Origin of the sequence: Serratia sp. L9 (assembly GCF_050632285.1) — a bacterium.
GTDB lineage: Bacteria > Pseudomonadota > Gammaproteobacteria > Enterobacterales > Enterobacteriaceae > Chania.
Genome location: NZ_CP192591.1, coordinates 5,160,842 through 5,180,890 on the forward strand (window position 1 = coordinate 5,160,842; position 20,049 = coordinate 5,180,890).

19 protein-coding genes and 2 pseudogenes are annotated in these 20,049 nt (G+C 54.4%); 5 read left to right on the forward strand and 16 right to left on the reverse strand.

Annotated elements, in window-relative coordinates; all coding sequences use genetic code 11:
* Nucleotides 1-3: 3 nt before the first annotated feature.
* The 3 genes from sdhA to sdhC are packed head-to-tail and all read right to left on the reverse strand — an operon-like array spanning nt 4 to nt 2,501.
* Nucleotides 4-1,770, reverse strand: a complete 1,767-nt coding sequence (gene sdhA, locus ACQ86O_RS24550) for a succinate dehydrogenase flavoprotein subunit (RefSeq protein ID WP_431223245.1) — start codon at nt 1,768-1,770, stop codon at nt 4-6.
* Nucleotides 1,771-2,118, reverse strand: a complete 348-nt coding sequence (gene sdhD / locus ACQ86O_RS24555) for a succinate dehydrogenase membrane anchor subunit (RefSeq protein WP_431223246.1) — start codon at nt 2,116-2,118, stop codon at nt 1,771-1,773.
* A complete protein-coding gene (gene sdhC, locus ACQ86O_RS24560; protein WP_431223247.1) occupies nt 2,112-2,501 on the reverse strand; it encodes a succinate dehydrogenase cytochrome b556 subunit in 390 nt (129 codons plus the stop codon). Before sdhC ends, sdhD begins: the two co-directional genes overlap by 7 nt.
* A 628-nt stretch (nt 2,502-3,129) precedes the next feature.
* Between sdhC and ACQ86O_RS24565 the strand changes: the two genes are divergently transcribed.
* A complete protein-coding gene (locus tag ACQ86O_RS24565; protein WP_431223248.1) occupies nt 3,130-4,419 on the forward strand; it encodes a citrate synthase in 1,290 nt (429 codons plus the stop codon).
* Between the two features lie 138 nt (nt 4,420-4,557).
* On the opposite strand, the gene nei is transcribed toward ACQ86O_RS24565, so the two are convergent.
* From nei to ACQ86O_RS24630, 13 genes and pseudogenes are all read right to left on the reverse strand, one after another.
* The gene (nei, locus tag ACQ86O_RS24570; RefSeq protein WP_431223249.1) at nt 4,558-5,349 is read right to left on the reverse strand and encodes an endonuclease VIII; all 792 of its coding nucleotides are present in this window, start codon (nt 5,347-5,349) and stop codon (nt 4,558-4,560) included.
* A gap of 71 nt (nt 5,350-5,420) precedes the next feature.
* Nucleotides 5,421-6,064 (reverse strand): annotated as a pseudogene (pcp, locus tag ACQ86O_RS24575) (pyroglutamyl-peptidase I).
* An 8-nt stretch (nt 6,065-6,072) separates the two neighbouring features.
* Nucleotides 6,073-7,080: a DUF979 domain-containing protein gene (locus ACQ86O_RS24580; RefSeq protein WP_431223250.1), complete on the reverse strand. Its 1,008-nt coding sequence runs from the start codon at nt 7,078-7,080 to the stop codon at nt 6,073-6,075.
* Complete coding sequence (locus ACQ86O_RS24585; protein ID WP_431223251.1) at nt 7,077-7,808, reverse strand: DUF969 domain-containing protein; 732 nt, start codon at nt 7,806-7,808, stop codon at nt 7,077-7,079. Before ACQ86O_RS24585 ends, ACQ86O_RS24580 begins: the two co-directional genes overlap by 4 nt.
* Nucleotides 7,809-7,895: 87 nt before the next feature.
* A complete protein-coding gene (gene pxpA / locus ACQ86O_RS24590) occupies nt 7,896-8,633 on the reverse strand; it encodes a 5-oxoprolinase subunit PxpA (RefSeq protein WP_431223252.1) in 738 nt (245 codons plus the stop codon).
* The gene (gene pxpC, locus ACQ86O_RS24595) at nt 8,602-9,555 is read right to left on the reverse strand and encodes a 5-oxoprolinase subunit PxpC (protein ID WP_431225823.1); all 954 of its coding nucleotides are present in this window, start codon (nt 9,553-9,555) and stop codon (nt 8,602-8,604) included. Before pxpC ends, pxpA begins: the two co-directional genes overlap by 32 nt.
* On the reverse strand, nt 9,549-10,205 hold the full coding sequence (pxpB, locus tag ACQ86O_RS24600) for a 5-oxoprolinase subunit PxpB (protein ID WP_431223253.1): 657 nt from the start codon (nt 10,203-10,205) through the stop codon (nt 9,549-9,551). Before pxpB ends, pxpC begins: the two co-directional genes overlap by 7 nt.
* Nucleotides 10,206-10,463: 258 nt before the next feature.
* Entirely contained in the window at nt 10,464-11,207 is a 744-nt protein-coding gene (locus ACQ86O_RS24605; RefSeq protein ID WP_431223254.1) for a type 2 GTP cyclohydrolase I, read from the reverse strand.
* 17 nt (nt 11,208-11,224) lie between these two features.
* On the reverse strand, nt 11,225-12,205 hold the full coding sequence (locus ACQ86O_RS24610) for an MBL fold metallo-hydrolase (RefSeq protein ID WP_431223255.1): 981 nt from the start codon (nt 12,203-12,205) through the stop codon (nt 11,225-11,227).
* 22 nt (nt 12,206-12,227) lie between these two features.
* Nucleotides 12,228-13,652, reverse strand: coding sequence for a deoxyribodipyrimidine photo-lyase (gene phrB / locus ACQ86O_RS24615; protein WP_431223256.1), 1,425 nt, complete (start codon nt 13,650-13,652; stop codon nt 12,228-12,230).
* Between the two features lie 15 nt (nt 13,653-13,667).
* A complete protein-coding gene (locus tag ACQ86O_RS24620; protein ID WP_431223257.1) occupies nt 13,668-14,621 on the reverse strand; it encodes a YbgA family protein in 954 nt (317 codons plus the stop codon).
* A gap of 145 nt (nt 14,622-14,766) precedes the next feature.
* Nucleotides 14,767-14,973, reverse strand: a complete 207-nt coding sequence (locus ACQ86O_RS24625) for a YbfA family protein (protein ID WP_431223258.1) — start codon at nt 14,971-14,973, stop codon at nt 14,767-14,769.
* Nucleotides 14,974-15,089: 116 nt separating this feature from the next.
* The gene (locus ACQ86O_RS24630; protein ID WP_431223259.1) at nt 15,090-15,359 is read right to left on the reverse strand and encodes a hypothetical protein; all 270 of its coding nucleotides are present in this window, start codon (nt 15,357-15,359) and stop codon (nt 15,090-15,092) included.
* Between the two features lie 61 nt (nt 15,360-15,420).
* Here ACQ86O_RS24630 and ACQ86O_RS24635 point away from each other — a divergent pair, with 61 nt between their 5' ends.
* The 4 genes and pseudogenes from ACQ86O_RS24635 to kdpC all read left to right on the forward strand — a co-directional run bounded on the left by ACQ86O_RS24635 (nt 15,421) and on the right by kdpC (nt 19,995).
* Nucleotides 15,421-15,510 (forward strand): K(+)-transporting ATPase subunit F, encoded by a 90-nt coding sequence (locus tag ACQ86O_RS24635; protein WP_037398280.1) that lies wholly within the window; start codon nt 15,421-15,423, stop codon nt 15,508-15,510.
* Nucleotides 15,510-17,197, forward strand: a pseudogene (gene kdpA, locus ACQ86O_RS24640) (potassium-transporting ATPase subunit KdpA). Before ACQ86O_RS24635 ends, kdpA begins: the two are co-directional and overlap by 1 nt.
* A gap of 24 nt (nt 17,198-17,221) precedes the next feature.
* Nucleotides 17,222-19,291 (forward strand): potassium-transporting ATPase subunit KdpB, encoded by a 2,070-nt coding sequence (gene kdpB / locus ACQ86O_RS24645; RefSeq protein WP_431223260.1) that lies wholly within the window; start codon nt 17,222-17,224, stop codon nt 19,289-19,291.
* Between the two features lie 134 nt (nt 19,292-19,425).
* Nucleotides 19,426-19,995, forward strand: coding sequence for a potassium-transporting ATPase subunit KdpC (gene kdpC / locus ACQ86O_RS24650; RefSeq protein WP_431225824.1), 570 nt, complete (start codon nt 19,426-19,428; stop codon nt 19,993-19,995).
* The last annotated feature ends 54 nt before the right edge of the window (nt 19,996-20,049 follow it).

A 20,049-nucleotide genomic window follows, 5' to 3' on the forward strand; every position in this document is an offset into this window, starting at 1 on the left:
CAATTAGTAAGAACGCACTTTCGGCGGGAATGCCGCACGCAGTTTCGGTTGCATGTTCACTTCACGACGCGTCATGCTTTCCGATTGCGGCAGATACAGCGAATGGCACAGCCAGTTGGCATCATCACGATCCGGGAAGTCGAAGCGGCTATGCGCGCCACGGCTCTCGGTACGGAAGTTGGCCGAAACGGCGGTGGAATACGCGGTCTCCATCAGGTTATCCAACTCCAGGCATTCGATACGCTGGGTGTTGAATTCGCTGGAGGTATCATCCAGACGGGCGTTCTTCAGACGTTCACGGATCACTTTCAATTCTTCCAACCCTTTTGCCATCGCATCACCTTCACGGAACACCGAGAAGTTGTGCTGCATACAGGATTGCAATGCCTTGCGGATTTCAGCCGGATCTTCACCAGAACGGGTGTTATTCCAACGGTTCAGACGATCCAGGGATGCTTCCACATCTGATTCACTGGCGTCACGGCTTTCGCCCTGCTCTGCCATCGATTCTTGCAGGTGCATACCCGCAGAACGACCAAACACCACCAGGTCCAGCAACGAGTTGCCGCCCAGACGGTTAGCGCCATGTACTGAAACGCAGGCAATTTCGCCCACGGCGAACAGACCCGGGATCACCACATCTTCGCCTTTCTCATTCACCGTCAACGCCTGGCCGGTCACTTTGGTCGGAATACCGCCCATCATATAGTGACAGGTTGGAATAACCGGGATCGGTTCTTTAACCGGATCGACGTGAGCGAAGGTGCGGGACAGCTCCAGAATACCCGGCAGACGAGATTCCAGAACCTCTTTACCCAGGTGATCCAGCTTCAGCTTGGCGTGCGGCCCCCATGGACCATCACAGCCACGGCCTTCACGAATTTCAATCATGATTGAACGGGCTACCACATCACGGCCCGCCAGATCTTTGGCATTAGGCGCATAACGTTCCATAAAACGCTCGCCATGCTTATTCAGCAGGTAACCACCTTCGCCACGGCAACCTTCGGTTACCAGCACCCCGGCCCCGGCGATACCGGTTGGGTGGAACTGCCACATTTCCATATCCTGCACCGGTACACCGGCACGCAGTGCCATACCGACACCGTCACCGGTGTTAATGTGGGCGTTGGTGGTGGATTGGTAAATACGGCCTGCACCGCCGGTAGCCAGAATGGTAGCCTTGGCTTTGAAGTAAACCACTTCACCGGTTTCGATACAGATTGCGGTTGTACCTACTACCGCGCCATCCTGGTTTTTCACCAGATCTAGCGCATACCACTCAGAGAAGATGGTGGTGTGGTTTTTCAGGTTCTGCTGATAAAGCGTGTGCAACAGCGCATGGCCGGTACGGTCTGCCGCTGCCGCGGTACGTGCCGCCTGCTCGCCACCAAAGTTCAGTGACTGGCCGCCAAACGGACGCTGATAGATACGGCCATCGTCCAACCGAGAGAACGGTAAACCCATATGTTCCAGTTCCAGCACCGCTTCCGGGCCGGTTTTACACATATACTCGATGGCATCCTGGTCGCCGATGTAATCGGAACCTTTCACCGTATCGTACATATGCCATTCCCAGTTATCTTCGTGGTTATTACCCAGAGCAACGGTGATACCGCCCTGGGCAGACACGGTATGGGAACGGGTCGGGAATACTTTGGAAAGCAGGGCACAGGTTGAGCCTGCCTGGGAAATCTGTAGCGCCGCGCGCATACCTGCGCCACCAGCACCGATAACAACTGCATCAAACTCTCTGACTGGCAGTTTCATTTAAGCACCCCACACTACGATTGTTCCGTACAGTAAATAGACCAGCAACGCGACGACGATGGCCAGTTGCAGCACCAGGCGTAACGCCAGTGGCTTGATATAGTCCGTCAGCACCTGCCACATTCCGACCCAGGCGTGAACCAGAATCGACAGCAATGTCAGCAAGGTGAATACTTTCGTAATGGAGGTGGCGAAGAAACCGCGCCAGATTTCATAGGTGATGCCCGGGGCCGTAACCACAAAGCCCAGGATATAGATGACATACAGGGTGATGACGATGGCAGAGGCACGCAATAACAACCAGTCGTGTACTCCGTTACGCCCTAATGCAGAAACGTTGCTTACCATACGAGGACTCCAGCCAGAATTGACAGCACGGCAGTCAGACCGAACGCCACCTGGGCAGAACGGGTACCTGCGGCTAAACTCTCTTCGATATAGCCAAAATCCATTAACAAGTGACGAATGCCACCGCAAATGTGATAGGCCAATGCAGTGAGGATCCCCCAAAAGATGAATTTCACGAAGAAGCTATTCATGATGGAGGCAGCTTGCAGGAAACCCTCTTGAGAAGAAAGAGAGATGCCCAGCAGCCAGAGGAGAATGCCCACGGCAACGAAAGTAATTACGCCAGAGACTCGGTGTAAGATGGACGCTATCGCAGTTAAAGGAAACCGGATCGTTTGCAGATCCAGATTGACAGGTCTTTGTTTTTTCACGGTTTTGCCCACACAGCTCTTATTATTTTCCTTCCTCCGGGCCTGGGTGGGGATCAGACAGCGTCAAGAGTATGAAACCCTTACACGTCACGCGCTCAAACATCAACATCCTAGTGTTTAAACGGCGCGTAATTTTAACGCTGGGTGCTCCTACTTCAGGGTAATCCGGAGACCTGGCGGCAGTATAGGAGGTTCACATTCTTATTACAATTCCCATACAATCCCTTTGGTAATATTTCCCCCGAACAGTGATTTAGATCACGATTTTCACATTTAGCACAAAATTAATTATCTGATTTGACAAGAGATCAACATTTACATTACAAATAGAGTGGCAATCAACCCTACGATGCACTAGCGGCCAACAGATACACTTCCCCCTAAGCGCTAGTTATGCAACAGTGTATTTGGTTAAAATTTCAAACATATCGTAGGCAATGATTAACGAATTCCAATGAATCATTAACGGCTGGTAACCCGTCTCGTTCGCCTGGTTGGCACTCTGTACCCTGCCCGCACATTTGCGCAGTCGCTCACAGAGTTGGCGTCCGTACCACTTAAATTGCGGGCAACTTGCGGAGATTTAAGGTATTTCAGTTGTTAAAGGTTTTTAAAATTAGGCGCTGAAGGAGACTGTAGAATGACTGATAAGAAAGCGACGCTAGATATCAACAATGGCGAAGCTCCGATCGAACTGGGCGTACTCACCCCAACGCTGGGCCCAGATGTTCTGGACGTCCGCACCCTGGGCTCCAAAGGTTATTTCACATTTGATCCAGGCTTTACCTCTACCGCTTCCTGTGAATCCAAAATCACATTTATTGACGGCGACAAGGGTATCCTGCTGCATCGTGGTTTCCCCATTGAGCAGTTGGCAAAAGAGTCTTCTTACCTGGAAGTGTGCTACATCCTGCTGTACGGCGAGACCCCGACCACAGAGGAATTCGAAACCTTCAAGACCACAGTTACCCGCCACACCATGATCCACGATCAGATCACCCATCTGTTCCGTGGTTTCCGTCGTGACTCACACCCAATGGCAGTGCTGTGCGGTGTGACCGGTGCGCTGGCGGCGTTCTACCACGATGCGCTGGATGTGAACAACGAGCGCCACCGTGAAATCACCGCTTTCCGTCTGCTGTCCAAAATGCCAACCGTTGCGGCGATGTGTTACAAGTATTCACTCGGCCAGCCGTTTGTTTACCCACGTAACGATCTCTCCTATGCCGGTAACTTCCTGCATATGATGTTTGCCACACCTTGTGAAGAGTACGTGGTGAATCCGGTGCTGGAACGCGCCATGGATCGTATTCTGATCCTGCACGCAGACCATGAGCAGAATGCCTCTACCTCAACCGTGCGTACCGCAGGTTCGTCCGGAGCCAACCCGTTTGCCTGCATCGCTGCCGGCATCGCTTCCCTCTGGGGGCCTGCACACGGTGGTGCCAACGAAGCCGCTCTGAAAATGCTGGAAGAGATCAAAACCGTTGAGCACATTCCAGAATTTATCAAGCGCGCCAAAGACAAGAACGATTCGTTCCGTCTGATGGGCTTCGGCCACCGCGTGTACAAGAACTACGATCCGCGCGCTACCGTGATGCGTGAAACCTGTCACGAAGTGCTGAAAGAACTGAACAAGAAAGACGACAACCTGCTGGAAGTGGCGATGGAGCTCGAACACATCGCATTGAACGACCCGTACTTCATCGAGAAGAAATTGTACCCGAACGTCGATTTCTATTCAGGCATCATCCTGAAAGCAATGGGTATTCCTTCTTCCATGTTTACGGTTATCTTCGCCATCGCCCGTACTATTGGCTGGATCGCCCACTGGAACGAAATGCACGACGAGGGCATCAAGATTGCCCGTCCACGCCAGCTGTATACCGGTTATGCAGAGCGTGAGTTCAAATCTCAAGTTAAAAAATAAGATTCGCAGAGGGGTGTCAACGCCCCTCACCTTAACCCTCTTCCGCAGGGAGAGGGTTACATTATTGCCACAATGTGACTCTCCCACCCAAGTACGGCATCGCATCTTCTCCCCCAGCTAACCAAAACACCTCATCAGCTACTTTTGGCAGACCGGGCACCAATAGAATGGCCGTGACGACAGTGACACCTTCTCTATCATCCCCCCACAACGTAGGCAAGGCTCGCCGCTGCGATGGAATACCTTGAAAGTGAACAGCGTGCCATGATGATGTTTTTCATTGGCCTGGCCACGGGTTTGATAGGAAACTCGCGGGATCTCCAATAGCGCCCGTGCCAGTTGGTGCAACTCTGGCGGGGTTAAATCCTGCGGTTTATGCTTGGGTGCCAATTCCGCCTGCCACAATATCTCAGCTCGCAGGTAGTTACCCAGTCCCGCCAGAAAAGACTGATCCAGTAACATGCCCCCCAGTTGCCGCTTGCAAAACGCCGCTGACAATAGCCGCTGTTCCACCTGCTCCACCGTCAGAGCCATATCGAGCACGTCTGGCCCAATACGTTTCAGAAAGGGGTGCTGCTCAATCTCGCCACGGGGCGCGAGAGTGATATCCGAAGCGCTATACAGCAAAATTGCCCACTCGGCAGTTTCTAACCGGACACGCAGATCTCGTTTGGTTTGCGGGGTTTCACCCGCCTTGACCACCTTCCAGACGCCATAAAGCTGGTTGTGGCTGTACATGGTCAACCCATTGGAGAAATCGGTCAGCAAGGCTTTACCGCGGGGTTCGATGGCAGTAATACGTTGGCCGATCAGCTCGGCCTGATAATGTTTCAGTTGGGGAAAAGCAAACCAGACTTCGGCCAACGGCTGCTCAATCATCACCGCTGCCAGTTTATCTGCCGCCCGGCGAATTTCCGGTCCTTCCGGCATAAAACAACTCCTTGATTGAAAAGGGTTCGGCGAGCCGAACCCAATGGATTAACGCTGGGCAGGTAAATACCTCAGTGGGTAGCACCACCCACCACTTTCAAGTCATGCTCAACCTGCAAGGCGATCGAAATCGCCAATTCCAGGGCAAACAGCACCGTCTGCGCTGCCATGCTGGGTGCGCCAGGATGATTCGCCGCCTGCTCAGGCAGATAAGGGATGTGTATAAATCCCCCTTTCACCTCTTGCTGCCCACTTAAGCGATGCATCAGACCATACATCACATGGTTGCAGACATAAGTGCCCGCCGTTTGAGATACTGAAGCGGGAATACCGGCCTCACGCATGGAGTTAACCACCGCTTTAATCGGTAAGCTACTGAAATAGGCCGCGGGGCCCCCTCCACAATCGCCTGGTCTATAGGCTGCTGCCCCTGATTATCAGGGATACGCGCATCATCGACGTTAATGGCTACCCGCTCTAACGTAATGTCCGTGCGCCCGCCCGCCTGGCCCACCGCCAGCACCATCACCGGCTTCACTTCATCAATAGCGGCATTCAGCACCGCTAACACCTCACCGAATACGCAAGGCAACTGACGGGCGACAATACGCGCACCAGCCAGTTCCAGGTCGTTAAGCTGCTTCACCACTTCCCAGGAAGGGTTGACATGCTCACCGCCGAACGGCTCGAAACCGGTAATCAAAACTTTTTGCATGCGCTCTCCTAGAGGAACATCAAGAAATAAAGCAGGAATACGTTAACCAACAACAAAGTAACCCCGGTTGGAACCTGCGCCTTGATGACCGCATTCTTGTCCGGCAACTCCAGTAATGCAGCCGGTACAATATTAAAGTTAGCAGCCATTGGCGTCATCAGCGTGCCGCAATAGCCGGAAAACATACCGATAGCCGCCATCACCGCCGGATTACCACCATGTTGCAGCACCAGGATAGGGATACCGATACCCGCAGTGACAATAGGGAAAGCCGCAAATGCGTTACCCATCACCATCGTCAGCACCGCCATACCTATGGCATACACCGCCACGGCAATAAAGCGGTTATCCACCGCCAGATATTCCTGTGTCAGATGGGAGATTGCGGTGCCAACACCGGCTACAGTGAACAACAGGCCAAGAGTTGCCAGGATCTGCGGCAGAATAAATGCCCAACCGATGGAGTCCAACAGGCGGCGAGCTTCCTGAACCGGCTGCAACGCTTTCTCGTGGGTCATCTTCACTGCAATAACCAGCCCCAGCGCGCAGCCAACGGTCATTGAGAACAGCGTTACCAGGGTGGCATGGTTGCCGCTGCCGAACACCACAGTTTGCAACGCCGGAATATTATTGAACAGCAGCACGCCAATTACCGTCACCACCGGGATCGCCAATGCCGGAATAAACAGGCGGTTACCCAAACGTTTGGCGCTGGTTTCACGCTCTTGCGGGCTACGTTGGTGATAACTTCCGAGGCGAACGCCGCCAAAACCGGCGATTAATGCCATCACCACCACCAACACACCCACCACAATATGCAATTGGCGCTTGGCTTCCGCGCCGCTGCCAAATAATCCGTAGGTCCAGTCCCCGACCAGGAAGATCAAACCATACAATCCCCAGAACAGGCCGGTAGTGACACGGCGCGGGTTGGCGCGATCGCGAAAAGACATCACTGCGACAATCAGTAATACGACACCGGCCAACCAGTAAAGATATTGCTGCTGGAAATTCATTGACCTTCTCCTTTCGCCTGCATCGCTGCCTGATTAAGCTTGCTCAATTCTGCAGTCAGTTGTTTATCCAAGCGATATAAACGGAAAGAGTGGATCAGGAAGGCGAAGATCGCCGTTGGAATACCCCACAGCGCAATATGCAGCGGTTCGGTCTGAATACCGCCCGACTCCAGCATAAAGTTATGCATAAAGATGATCGCGCCAAAGGCCACGAAGATATCCTCCCCGAAGAACAGCCCGACGTTATCAGTAGCGGCAGACATGGCCCTGAGGCGATAGCGTACTCGCTCCGGCAGTTCGCCATAACGGCTTTCCGCCGCCCCTTCTGCCATTGGCGCCAGCAACGGGCGCACCATTTGCGCGTGGCCCCCCAGACTGGTCAAGCCCATTGCGGCCGTGACTTCACGGACAAACAGGTAAACAATCAGCAAACGTCCAGAGGTCGCACTTTTGATTTTGGCAATCCACGCCTGGGCGCGCTCTTTCAATCCGTGGCGCTCTAACAGGCCGATAACCGCCAGCGGCAACAGCAGGATTAAGGGTAAATTACGGGTATTGAGAAACCCCTCGCCGAGCTTCTCCAAAATAACACTCAACGGCATCAGCGCCGCCAGCCCGGTAATAATACCGGCGACGATCACCACCAGCACTGGGTTAAAACGCAAAATAAATCCAACCACGATGGCGGCAATACCAATCAGTGGCCAGAAGTTTACGGCTTGTTCCATATGAATTTCCCTCTTTTCCCTTCTGCTTTCTGAGCCGTTGCTCAAAACTCAGCGGGCAATGTTGTGTTTGCTGTCGTAATTATTTTTTTATTCTGCAGTAACGTGAATGCTGTGCTGGGTAAAGCTTTCGCGCAGTTTGCGAGCATACGCCAGCGCGTGTTCGCCGTCGCCATGCAGGCAAACCGTTTCGGCCTGAACGGCGGCCCAGGTGCCTGCAAGGGTGCGAACCCGATGGTGGCGTACCATTTCCAGCGTCTGTTCCAGGGCTTGTTCATCATTGTCGATCAACGCCCCCGGCTGACCACGAGGAACCAGCGTACCGTCGGCCTGATAGCCTCGATCGGCAAAGACTTCCTGGCGCGTTGCCAAACCCAGTTTTTCACCAGCCTTGATCAGCTCACTGCCAGCCAGCCCCACCAAGCGCAAGCTGGGGTCCACCGCCAATACTGCGCGTGCAATCGCCGCGGCTAATTCAGGTTCCACCGCGGCCTGGTTGTATAACATGCCATGAGGTTTCACATGAACCATCTTGCCACCTTCGGCGCTGGCGATCGCGGCCAGCGCACCAAGCTGATAAACCACTTGCGCATACACCGTTTCTGCAGGTAATTGCATGCGGGTGCGGCCAAAATTTTCCCGATCGGGGAAGCTCGGGTGTGCGCCGATGGCAACCCCATACTGCACCGCCCAACGCACCGATTGGCGCATGGTCTGGGCATCCCCGGCATGAAAACCACAGGCAATATTGGCTGAACTCACCAGTTGCAGCAGCGCCTCGTCATTGGCGCAGCCTTCACCAAGATCGGCATTCAAATCGACGATCATTTAACCCCCAGGCAATCTGTTGAATAAAGTGATCCTGCTCTGTCTTGGCACGCTGTGCCTCTGCTAACGTGCAGGGGATAAAGTGGACAATGTCACCCAAGCGAATTTGCGCCAAATGGTAGAGATCGGCTTCAATCACGCAGGCAATTCGCGGGTAACCACCGGTTGTTTGTGCATCGGCCATCAACACGATAGGTTGGCCGTTATGCGGAACCTGAACCACCCCCGGCAACAGGCCGTGAGAAAGCATCTCGCGCTCAGTGGTGCGCGCCAGAGCATTACCGCCATGCAGGCGATATCCCATCCGGTTACTCTGCGGGCTGAGCTGCCATGCCGTGCGCCAAAAATCTTCCCGCGCCTGAGCACTGAACTCCTCATACTCAGGCCCCGGGATTGCCCGGACCCGATTACTGAACAATAACTGTTTCACGCCCAGGCTGCTCTGTGGCAATGCCTGAGGTTTGCCCAGTGGCAGAACGTCACCTTCTTTCAGTTGCCGCCCTTCCAGGCCACCAAAACCCGCTTTGAGATCGGTGCTGCGCGACCCCAGCATTTCCGGCACATTAATACCACCTGACAGCGCCAGATAACTGCGCATGCCGTGTTTAGGCATTTTCAGCGTCAGTTGCTGGCCTTTTTTTACCGGATAACGCCAGCCCGTCCACAGCGATTTACCGTCCAACTGGGCATCACACCCCGCACCGGTCAAGGCAATCCAGCCGTTGTGGGTAAATTCGGCGCTGAACTGCCCTAGCGTGATCTCAAGCCCGGCGGCTTCCGGCGCATTGCCTACTAACAGGTTGGCAATTTTCAGCGCGGGTATATCAAGAGCTCCCCCTTGGCTGATCCCTAACCGGCGGAATCCGTTACGCCCCAGGTCCTGTACGGTGGTATAAATTCCTGCTCGCAAGATTTTCAATATACGCCCTCCTTTTGCGGCACGAAGCGCACGTTATCGCCAGGGCGCAGCAACGTCGGCGGCATTTCATTAGGGTTAAACAGTGCCAGCGGTGTGCGGCCAATCAGTTGCCAGCCCCCAGGGGTGACCAACGGATAAATACCGGTCTGCCCGCCACCAATCCCTACCGAACCGGCAGCAACGGACAAACGCGGCTCAGCACGGCGTGGCGTGGCCAGCCGATCAGGCATGCCTCCCAGGTAGGTAAAACCAGGTTGGAATCCCAGGAAATAAACCACATAGAGGGTTGATGAATGGCATTCGACCACCTGCTGAGCCGTCATGCCGGTATGGCGCGCCACTTCATCCAGATCGGGGCCATACTCGCCGCCATAAATCACCGGGATATCCACATCTCGGGATTCAGGCACCAGGCTTTCGTTCCCTTCCCAACCCTGGCGCAGCAGTTCCAGCATCGCTTCGGCATCCGCCTGCGGCGTATACAGTAACAGCGTCAGGTTATTCATCCCCGGAACCACTTCCCGTACATCAGTGTGATGGTTCAGCCTTTCAGCCAAGGCCCAGATACGCTGCTGGCTTTGCAGCGTCACTGGAGGTGCCAATTCAAGCACTACAGCTCGTTCCCCTAACAGGTAATATTGTGCTCGTTGCACCCCAATCTCCTTATTATTATTTGCAAAACATATCAGTTATGCGTGAGCGCAGGCCGGCTGTCAATAGAACAACCTGCGCAAAAATAAGGGATTTTAACCGTTGTCTTTCAAACTTTAGCGTTGTTACCTGCACTCACTCGCCCCAGTCAGTTACTGAAGTCAGCTCCAGGGGATAAGTGAAATTGGTGCCTGGCTACAACTTGAAATCTATAGAGTAAAGAGAGATTAAAGGGTTCGTTTACCGAACCCTGGGGGAAATCAGGCAGGATTAGGAATATCGATAAAGGTGACATCAAAGCCGTGCTGTTGCGCCAACCACTCGCCCAACGCCTTGATACCGCCACGTTCGGTGGCATGATGACCAGCAGCGAAAAAGTGTATGCCCATCTCCCGTGCCGTATGAATCGTCTGTTCAGACACCTCGCCACTGATAAAGGCATCAACCCCAAAACGCGCGGCGCTGTCGATAAAACCCTGGCCACCACCGCTGCACCAGGCTACCCGGCGGATATGCTGTGGGGCGTTATCGCCGCAGTGCAACACCGCCCGGCCAAGACGGCTTTCGATACGTTGTTGCAGCTCACTACCGCTTAACGGTTGTTCAAATTCACCGTACGGCAGCAAAGACTCAATCTCACCCAGCGTACGGATACCGAATTCCTGCGCCAGTTGCGCGTTATTACCCAGCACCGGATGTGCATCCAGCGGCAAGTGATAGCCATACAGATTAATGTCATTACTCAGCAAGGTTTTCAGCCGGTTGCGCTTCATGCCCCGCACCACCGGAGCTTCGTTTTTCCAGAAATAACCGTGGTGCACCACGATGGCATCTGCCTGATGTTCTACTGCAGAATCCAGCAACGCCTGGCATGCCGTTACGCCAGTAACAATGCGCTGCACATGCGCGCGCCCCTCCACCTGCAGGCCGTTCGGCGCATAGTCCTGAAAAGCCGAGCAGTTCAGTTCGGTGTCGATCAGATTTTCCAGATCCAGGTTACGCATATTCCTCTCGCTCTCATTCAAAATTGTTGCCGTTCGCCCTGTTCCATCAGAATAAATTTCACCCCCAGATCGTTACCCTGATCCAGTTGTTGCCTGATGGTAGCTCGCACATCTTCCCCTTGCTTAAGGCTGGGTTTGATATGGCTGATCACCACCGGCAGATCTTTTAACGAACCTTCGCCACCGCTGTATTGCTGCAGGTTTTTCAGCTCTTTCAATAACCAGGCGGGGGTCAGATGACCGTAAAGCTGCTTATCTTCCACCTCGTTCGGGTAAGAGGTTTCGATAATCATGCCCTTCAGTTTCTTCTGTTCAATCAATGGCCCCAGCGCGCGCCAGGCGGTATCCAGATTGCGCGCCTGCTCCAGCGCGTCCGGGCCGGTATCGCCAAAGTAAGCGAAAGATCCTTCACGATCGGAAACCAGTAACATCGAAGAAGGATAGCGATCGTGGCTGAGTGCATACATCACCCCACTCAAACCGGTCAGGCCCAAGGTGACACGCTGCTGTGGGCGCACCGTTTGCAAGCGGTAGGTGCCAAGCCGCGAGCCGTTACCCGCATCAGTAAAGTTTGGCCAGGCTTTCCAGTTGAAGTAGTGATTGCGCAATGTCAGCACGGTATCAGCCTGCGCATAAATGGTTTTCTTGTTGTCTTCCGGCGAGCCTATGATCAATCCGGCGACATGATCCAGATGGCCGTGGCTGATAAAATAACTACCGATTAGCTGGCGGAAAATATAGCCCTGCGGCGTGTAAGGAGCGGCCAGCTCGGGTGTTACCTGTGGAAAACTGCCCTTTTCCAGCCCTTTGGCAATCCCCGGCAGCAGCGAACCCGCATCCAGCGCCAGATATTGCGTCTGGTTGTCACTGCGGATCAGGTAAGAGGTCAGATTGCCATCACTGACGCCGCCGTCGACGCCTAGCGCCACTACGTCAAAACCAGCCAGGGCCAATGCGGAATAACCGCCCAGGCACAGGGCCAGTATTTTTTTCATCATCAGGAAGCTCCTTGCTGTTGCCTTAAGATCCCGCTCGCTTCGCCGCTTCAAAGGCCGCCAGAGTCTCCAGACGGGCCTGCTTGTGATCGACAATCGGCAACGGATAGTGCAGCACCTGTTGCTGCTTTTGTGCCCAGCGATGGGGTTGGTGGATATCATTGTCCGGTACATCCGCCAGTTCAGGCAACCATTTACGGATAAAAGTGCCTTGCGGATCAAAACGTTCGCCCTGAGTCGTCGGGTTGAAAATACGGAAATACGGTGCGGCATCGGTCCCGGTTGAAGCGGCCCACTGCCAGCCACCGTTGTTGGCCGCCAAATCGCCATCCAACAGTTGAGACATAAAATAGCGTTCACCGGCCCGCCAGTCGATCAACAGATCCTTGACCAGGAAACTGGCGCTGATCATGCGTAGCCGGTTGTGCATCCAGCCAGTCTGATTAAGCTGACGCATCGCGGCATCAACAATCGGGAACCCGGTGTTACCCTGTTGCCAGGCCTGCAGGGCTTCGTCGTCGTGATGCCAGCATACCCTATCCGTCCAGTCGATAAAGGGGCGATGCATGCACAACGCGGGGTGCGCCACCATCAGATGGCGGTAGAATTCCCGCCAGATCAACTCATTTAACCAACAGAAAGCGCCACTTTCCGGGTTTTCCATGACCTCGGGGCATTCTGCCCGCAGGCGATTGAAACATTGGCGCGGGGAAAGAGTGCCGATAGCCAGATACGGGGACAGGTTGCTGGTCCCGGCGATGGCTGGCACATCACGCTGCTTTACATAGTCCGGCACCTGCTCGCGGCAAAAAGCACGCAGCCGTTGCAGAGCGGCCTCTTCACCTGCGGGATAAGGCGCCCCAACCTCTGCCTGCGGGTAGTCGAATACCTGCGGTGCGCTAAATCTGACGGCCTCTCCGCGCTGACGTGGAGCAGGCAGGCAATTTACATCAGATTCGGTCAACCTCTGGATAAAGGCTTTACGAAATGGCGTGTAAACTTTGTACATCTCACCGCCACCGGTTTTTACGCTACCTGGGGGCAATAACAGACTGTCATCAAAACTGTGACAAATAACCTGCCCTGCCAACATCTGTTCAAGCTGGCCATCGCGTTGGCGTTCATTGATTTCATATTGGCGATTATAAAACAGGCTTGAAACCCGGTGTTGCTGGCAGAAATCCACCAGCCAACTCACTGAATCGGCAAAATAGGGGCATTGGTGGCAAACCAGCTCTATCCCTCTGGCGGCCAGCGCCTGCTGTACCTGCAGCAGGTTGGCATGAATAAACCTCGCCTGACGAGGGGCCATATGATGCTGCCGCCATTGATCCGGCGTGGCAATAAACACCGCCAGCACTGTCGCCTGTGGGTCGCCGCAGGCGGCATGCAGCGCTTTGTTGTCGGTAATACGCAGATCGTTACGCAACCAGACCAGATGAGTGGTCATAACATTCCTTGCTGATTAATGGCCGTATCGCAGGCGCAAAGCTTCCGGGTAAGGTTCAAAATAGCGCTGTTGCGCCAGATAGCTATCAGGATATTCAGCCATATAATGTTTTAACAACGTAATCGGCGCCAATAAAGGCTGTAAGCCTTGGCGATAACGGTCGATCAACTGAGCCAGTTCCTGACGCTGGGCGGTATTGAGCTGACGGCGGAAATAACCTTGCACATGCATCAGCACGTTGGTGTGATTGCGGCGGGTAGCCCGATGTTGCAACAACGTCATCAGGCGCAGGCGATACTCCACCGCAAACTCCTCCAGCGAATCCCACTTTTCGATATCGGCAACAAAACGCCCTAATTCACGGTACTGCGGCTGTGAATGCGCCAACAGTGAAAGTTTATAACGGCTGTGGAAAGCAATCAGGCCACCGCGCGTTAGCCCCTTACGCCACAACATATTCAGTTCGTAGAGGGCAAACACCCGCTCGACAAAATTTTCCCGCAGCTCGGGGTCGTTTAGGCGGCCATCTTCTTCCACCGGTAACCAAGGCATCTGGCGCAACAGTTCTGCGGTAAACAGCCCAACCCCGCTTTTGCGCGACCCGGCACCGTTTTCATCATAAACCTTGACCCGTTCCATGCCGCAGCTTGGCGATTTCGCACAGACAATATAGCCGCACAGATGCTGGAGTTCGGCCACCCGCTGTTGCGAGAATTGTTGCATCCTGTCAGTGACGTCAATAGCGCTATCGTTGCTGTGGCACAACCGCACCTGCTGTTGGCTTTTGATCAAACGCAGCGCTGGCCGGGGTGTGGGCAAGCCAATCGCCATTTCTGGGCAAACAGGTTCAAATTGCACATAGGGTGCCAGTTGCTCTACCGCGAACCCGCACCGCTTATGGCCGCCATCAAAACGCACCGCGTTTCCCAGCAGACAGGCGCTGATCCCGATGCTAATACTGTCATTCATGTCTCGCCTCACAGAACCAGGATAATGCCAAAAGTGTAGAAGAGTTCGGGCGTTGATACGACCCCGGAGTTTTCAGGGTGACTGGGGCATAAACAAAAAACCCCCGCCACGAGGCGAGGGTTTCAAAATTTGCGGCTAACGGGAATCAGTAAAAATCGCAGGATGCCGTTTCTGCCTGTTGCAACCAGACCGGTTTGTTGCTGGTTTTTGACCAGACCCGGTGCAGATAGCTGTAAAAACGTGCGCGATCGGCACGGAACAGCATCACCGGTAAAGCAACCAGACCAATCAGAACCACTGCGCTGCGGCGCAGGAGGATCCGATGCAACGGATAGGCTTGATAGTTAGACATGCGAACCTCCTTCAAAGCATCCACACCACGTTGTCAGGACAAAGTGTGGAGTGAAATTAAACAAGACGAATTGGAAACTGAGCAAAATATTACCGCATTTGTTGTAATTTTACTACTCATCCGACCACTAAATTGCACAAAAAATCGCAAAAAAAACGCGCAATCTGTAATTTTGTTACATCAAGGTTAACAATTAACTTAACATTAGTTACATTGTGGTTGTTGAGGGATATCTCTTCCTTCAACCCACTTCTTCTGCGTAAAAAATAATCTCCCGCTCTGTCAGTTTCATCTAGCACCGACCTTAAGGCGATAAAACCCCCGTTTTTCGCTGTAATTTCAGCCATTTTTATACTTTTTTTACACCCGGCAGCGCTTTTTTTCATCTTCTTTCTACTGCCCTCCCTACACTCCAGCTATTAAAAACAACACCTCTGGAGGTGTCCCGTGAGTTTCAGCGTTATTGGTGGTGCGCTGTTGGTTCTGCTGCTGTTGGGCTATCTGATTTATGCCCTGTTTAATGCGGAGGACTTCTGATGGCAGCTTCGGCCTTCTTATTGATTGCCAGCTTTATGCTGGTGCTTCTGCTGCTGGCTCGTCCATTGGGCAGCTTTTTGGCTCGCCTGATTGAAGGGGAACCGTTGCCAATACTGCGCCACGTAGAAGCAACCGTCTGGCGCTGCTGTGGCAACAATCCCGCCGAGATGAAGTGGTGGCAATATGCTCTGGCGATCCTGTGGTTCAACATTCTTGGCCTGATGCTGCTGTTTGCGCTGCTGATGGCGCAGGGGGCGTTACCGCTCAACCCGCAGGGTTTCCCGGTTTATCCTGGGATCTGGCGCTCAATACCGCCGTCAGTTTTGTCACCAACACCAACTGGCAGGCATACAGCGGTGAAAATACGCTCAGCTACTTCAGCCAAATGGTTGGGCTAACGGTGCAGAATTTCCTTTCCGCCGCTACCGGTATCGCCGTGGCCTTTGCCCTGATCCGTGCTTTTGCACGCCGCTCCAGCGCCACCATCGGCAACGCCTGGATCGATATCCTGCGCATTACTTTATATGTACTGTTGCCGATCTCGTTGCTTATCGCGCTATTTTTTGTCAGCCAGGGTTCACTGCAGAACTTCTTGCCTTATCTGCATCTGCACACCTTGGAAGGAGCACAGCAGACGCTGCCGATGGGGCCGATAGCCTCACAGGAAGCGATCAAGATGCTCGGCACCAATGGTGGCGGATTCTTCGGTGCCAACTCGGCACATCCGTTTGAGAACCCGACAGCACTGACCAACTTTGTGCAGATGTTGGCGATCTTCCTGATCCCTTGCGCATTATGCTTTGCCTTCGGCCAGGTCGCCGGTGAAAACCGCCAGGGCCATGCCCTGATCTGGGCAATGGCGCTGATCTTTATTATTGCCGTGATCGTCGTGATGTCTGCCGAAACGGCTGGCAACCCGCATCTGGGTGCGCTGAGTGGTGCCAACAACATCAATATGGAAGGTAAAGAATCCCGTTTCGGCATTCTCGCCTCCAGCATGTATGCGGTGGTGACCACCGCCGCCTCCTGCGGTGCCGTTAATGCCATGCATGACTCCTTTACCGCCTTGGGCGGCATGGTGCCGATGTGGCTGATGCAGATTGGTGAGGTCGTGTTCGGCGGCGTGGGTTCCGGCCTTTACGGCATGCTGCTGTTTGTGCTGCTGACGGTGTTTATCGCCGGGTTAATGATTGGCCGTACGCCGGAATACCTCGGCAAAAAAATTGATGTTTATGACATGAAGATGACCGCCTTGGCGATCCTGGTCACACCGACTCTGGTGCTGCTGGGGACGGCATTGGCGATTGCCACTGACGCGGGCCGTGCTGGCATCTTCAACCCTGGAGCGCATGGTTTCAGTGAAGTGCTGTATGCCTTCTCTTCGGCGGCCAACAACAACGGCAGCGCCTTTGCCGGTTTGAGCGCCAACACCCCGTTCTACAACCTGCTGCTGGCTGTGGCGATGTTCGTTGGCCGCTTCGGGGTGATCCTGCCGGTGCTGGCCATCGCGGGCTCGTTGTGTGTCAAAAAACGTCAACCGGCGGGTAACGGCTCACTGCCCACCTACGGGCCGCTGTTTATCGGCCTGTTGATCGGCACCATCCTGCTGGTCGGTGCATTGACCTTTGTTCCCGCATTGGCGCTAGGCCCGGTAGCCGAGCATTTGCAGTTTTGGTTAGCAAACTAACAGTCACAGAGAGAGAAAGAGAAGATGACTCGCAAACAACGTGCGCTGTTTGAACCGGCACTGGTGCGTACCGCGATGTTCGATGCGGTGAAAAAGCTGGACCCACGCGTCCAGTGGCGCAACCCGGTGATGTTCGTGGTGTATATCGGCAGCATTCTGACCACCGTAATCTGGTTGGCGATCCTTTCGGGTAACGCCGAAGGTAGTGCGTCCTTTACCGGCAGCATCTCGCTGTGGCTGTGGTTTACCGTGCTGTTTGCCAACTTCGCCGAAGCCTTGGCGGAAGGGCGCAGCAAAGCCCAGGCAGAAAGCCTGAAAGGTACTAAGAAAACCAGTTGGGCAAAGAAACTCGCCACACCCAAACCTGATGGAGCCACCGAGAAAGTCGCGGCAGAAAGCCTGCGTAAAGGGGATATCGTGCTGGTGGAAGCTGGCGATACCATTCCCTGTGACGGTGAAGTCCTGGAAGGCGGTGCCTCGGTAGATGAAAGCGCCATTACCGGTGAATCCGCGCCGGTTATCCGCGAATCCGGCGGCGATTTTTCTTCAGTCACCGGCGGGACCCGCATTCTGTCCGATTGGCTGGTCGTGCAATGCAGCGTCAACCCAGGTGAAACCTTCCTTGATCGCATGATCGCCATGGTGGAAGGTGCCAAACGCCGTAAAACACCTAACGAAGTCGCGCTGACCATTTTACTGATAGCGTTGACCCTGGTGTTCGTTTTGGCTACGGCAACCCTGCTCCCCTACTCACAATACAGTGTAGAGGCCGCTGGCAGCGGCACCGTGGTTTCCATCACCGTGCTGGTAGCCTTGCTGGTCTGCCTGATCCCAACCACCATTGGCGGGTTGCTCTCTGCCATTGGCGTCGCCGGGATGAGCCGCATGCTGGGTGCCAACGTTATCGCCACCAGTGGCCGGGCGGTAGAGGCCGCCGGTGACGTTGATGTGCTGCTGCTGGACAAGACCGGCACCATTACCCTCGGCAACCGCCAGGCTTCGGAGTTCCTGCCTGCGCCAGGCGTCAAAGAACAGGAGTTGGCCGATGCTGCCCAACTTTCTTCACTCGCCGATGAAACGCCAGAAGGCCGCAGCATTGTGGTGTTGGCCAAACAGCGCTTCAATTTGCGTGAACGTGATCTACAGGCGTTAAGCGCCACCTTCATCCCCTTCTCTGCGCAAACCCGCATGAGCGGCGTCAACGTGCAAGACCGGATGATCCGCAAAGGGGCTGTGGACGCCATTCGTCGCCATGTGGAGTCCAACAATGGCCACTTCCCGCGTGCGGTGGACGATCTGGTGGAAAGCGTAGCTCGCACCGGGGGAACACCGCTGGTAGTGGCCGAAGGTCCACGCGTGTTGGGAGTGGTGGCGCTGAAAGACATCGTCAAGGGCGGGATTAAAGAGCGCTTTGCCGAACTGCGCAAAATGGGCATCAAAACGGTGATGATCACCGGGGATAACCGCCTGACCGCCGCAGCTATCGCAGCCGAAGCCGGTGTGGATGATTTCTTGTCGGAGGCCACTCCGGAAGCCAAGTTGGCGTTGATCCGCCAGTATCAGGCGGAAGGAAGGTTGGTGGCAATGACTGGAGACGGCACCAACGACGCCCCGGCTTTGGCACAGGCCGATGTGGCGGTTGCCATGAACTCGGGGACTCAGGCTGCCAAAGAGGCGGGTAATATGGTCGATCTGGATTCCAACCCGACCAAGCTGATTGAAGTGGTGCATATCGGCAAACAGATGCTGATGACGCGCGGTTCATTAACCACCTTCAGCATCGCCAACGACGTGGCGAAATACTTTGCGATTATCCCGGCGGCCTTCGCGGCAACTTACCCACAGTTGAACGCACTGAACGTGATGCATCTGCACTCCCCGGCTTCGGCCATTATGTCGGCGGTGATTTTTAACGCTCTGGTGATCGTATTCCTGATCCCCTTGGCGCTGAAAGGGGTGAGCTACAAGGCGATGAGCGCCGCTGCGCTATTGCGCAGAAATCTGTGGCTGTATGGCGCAGGCGGCCTGCTGGTACCGTTTGTCGGTATCAAGCTTATCGATCTGTTGTTAACCGCTTTAAATATTGCTCATTAATACTGACCCAATAGCTTTCGAGTTGCCGCCAGGCGCCACACTCACTCATCCCCTTAAGTCAGTTCCTGGGGATGAGTGAGTGCCGGTAGCCGCACAGCGGATTGAAAGATGATGAGGATAACGAGGAAACCATGATGTCTTATTTACGTCCCGCCTTGGTCATGCTGATCCTGCTGACGTTGATCACCGGTATCGCTTACCCGCTGCTCACCACCGGGCTGTCGCAGTTGCTGATGAGCCGTGCTGCTAATGGCTCGTTGCTCTACCAGAATGATAACGTGGTCGGCTCCGCACTGATTGGCCAGAACTTCACCAAACCAGGCTATTTCTGGGGCCGCCCTTCTGCTACCGCCAATTCGGCTTATAATGCGCTGGCATCCGGCGGCAGTAATCTGGCAACAACCAACCCGGCACTGGATAAAGCTTTCATCGCACGGGCAACACAGTTGCGCCAGGCTAACCCCGCCATGAGTGGGCCAATCCCGGTTGATCTGCTGACCGCTTCCGGCAGTGGCCTGGACCCCCAGATTTCTGTTGCCGCAGCACAGTATCAGTTAGCCCGCGTTGCCAGCGCCCGCCAACTGCCGCAGGCACAGATCGCCAAGCTGATAGAGGAAAACACCGACCACGCCACGCCTAATTTTATGGGGGAATCAGTGGTCAACGTGCTGAAGCTGAATATGGCGCTCGATGGGTTGAAATAGTGCCAGGTTAAGCCTGATCAGTTCCCTCTCCTTCTGGGAGAGGGCCGTCACCTA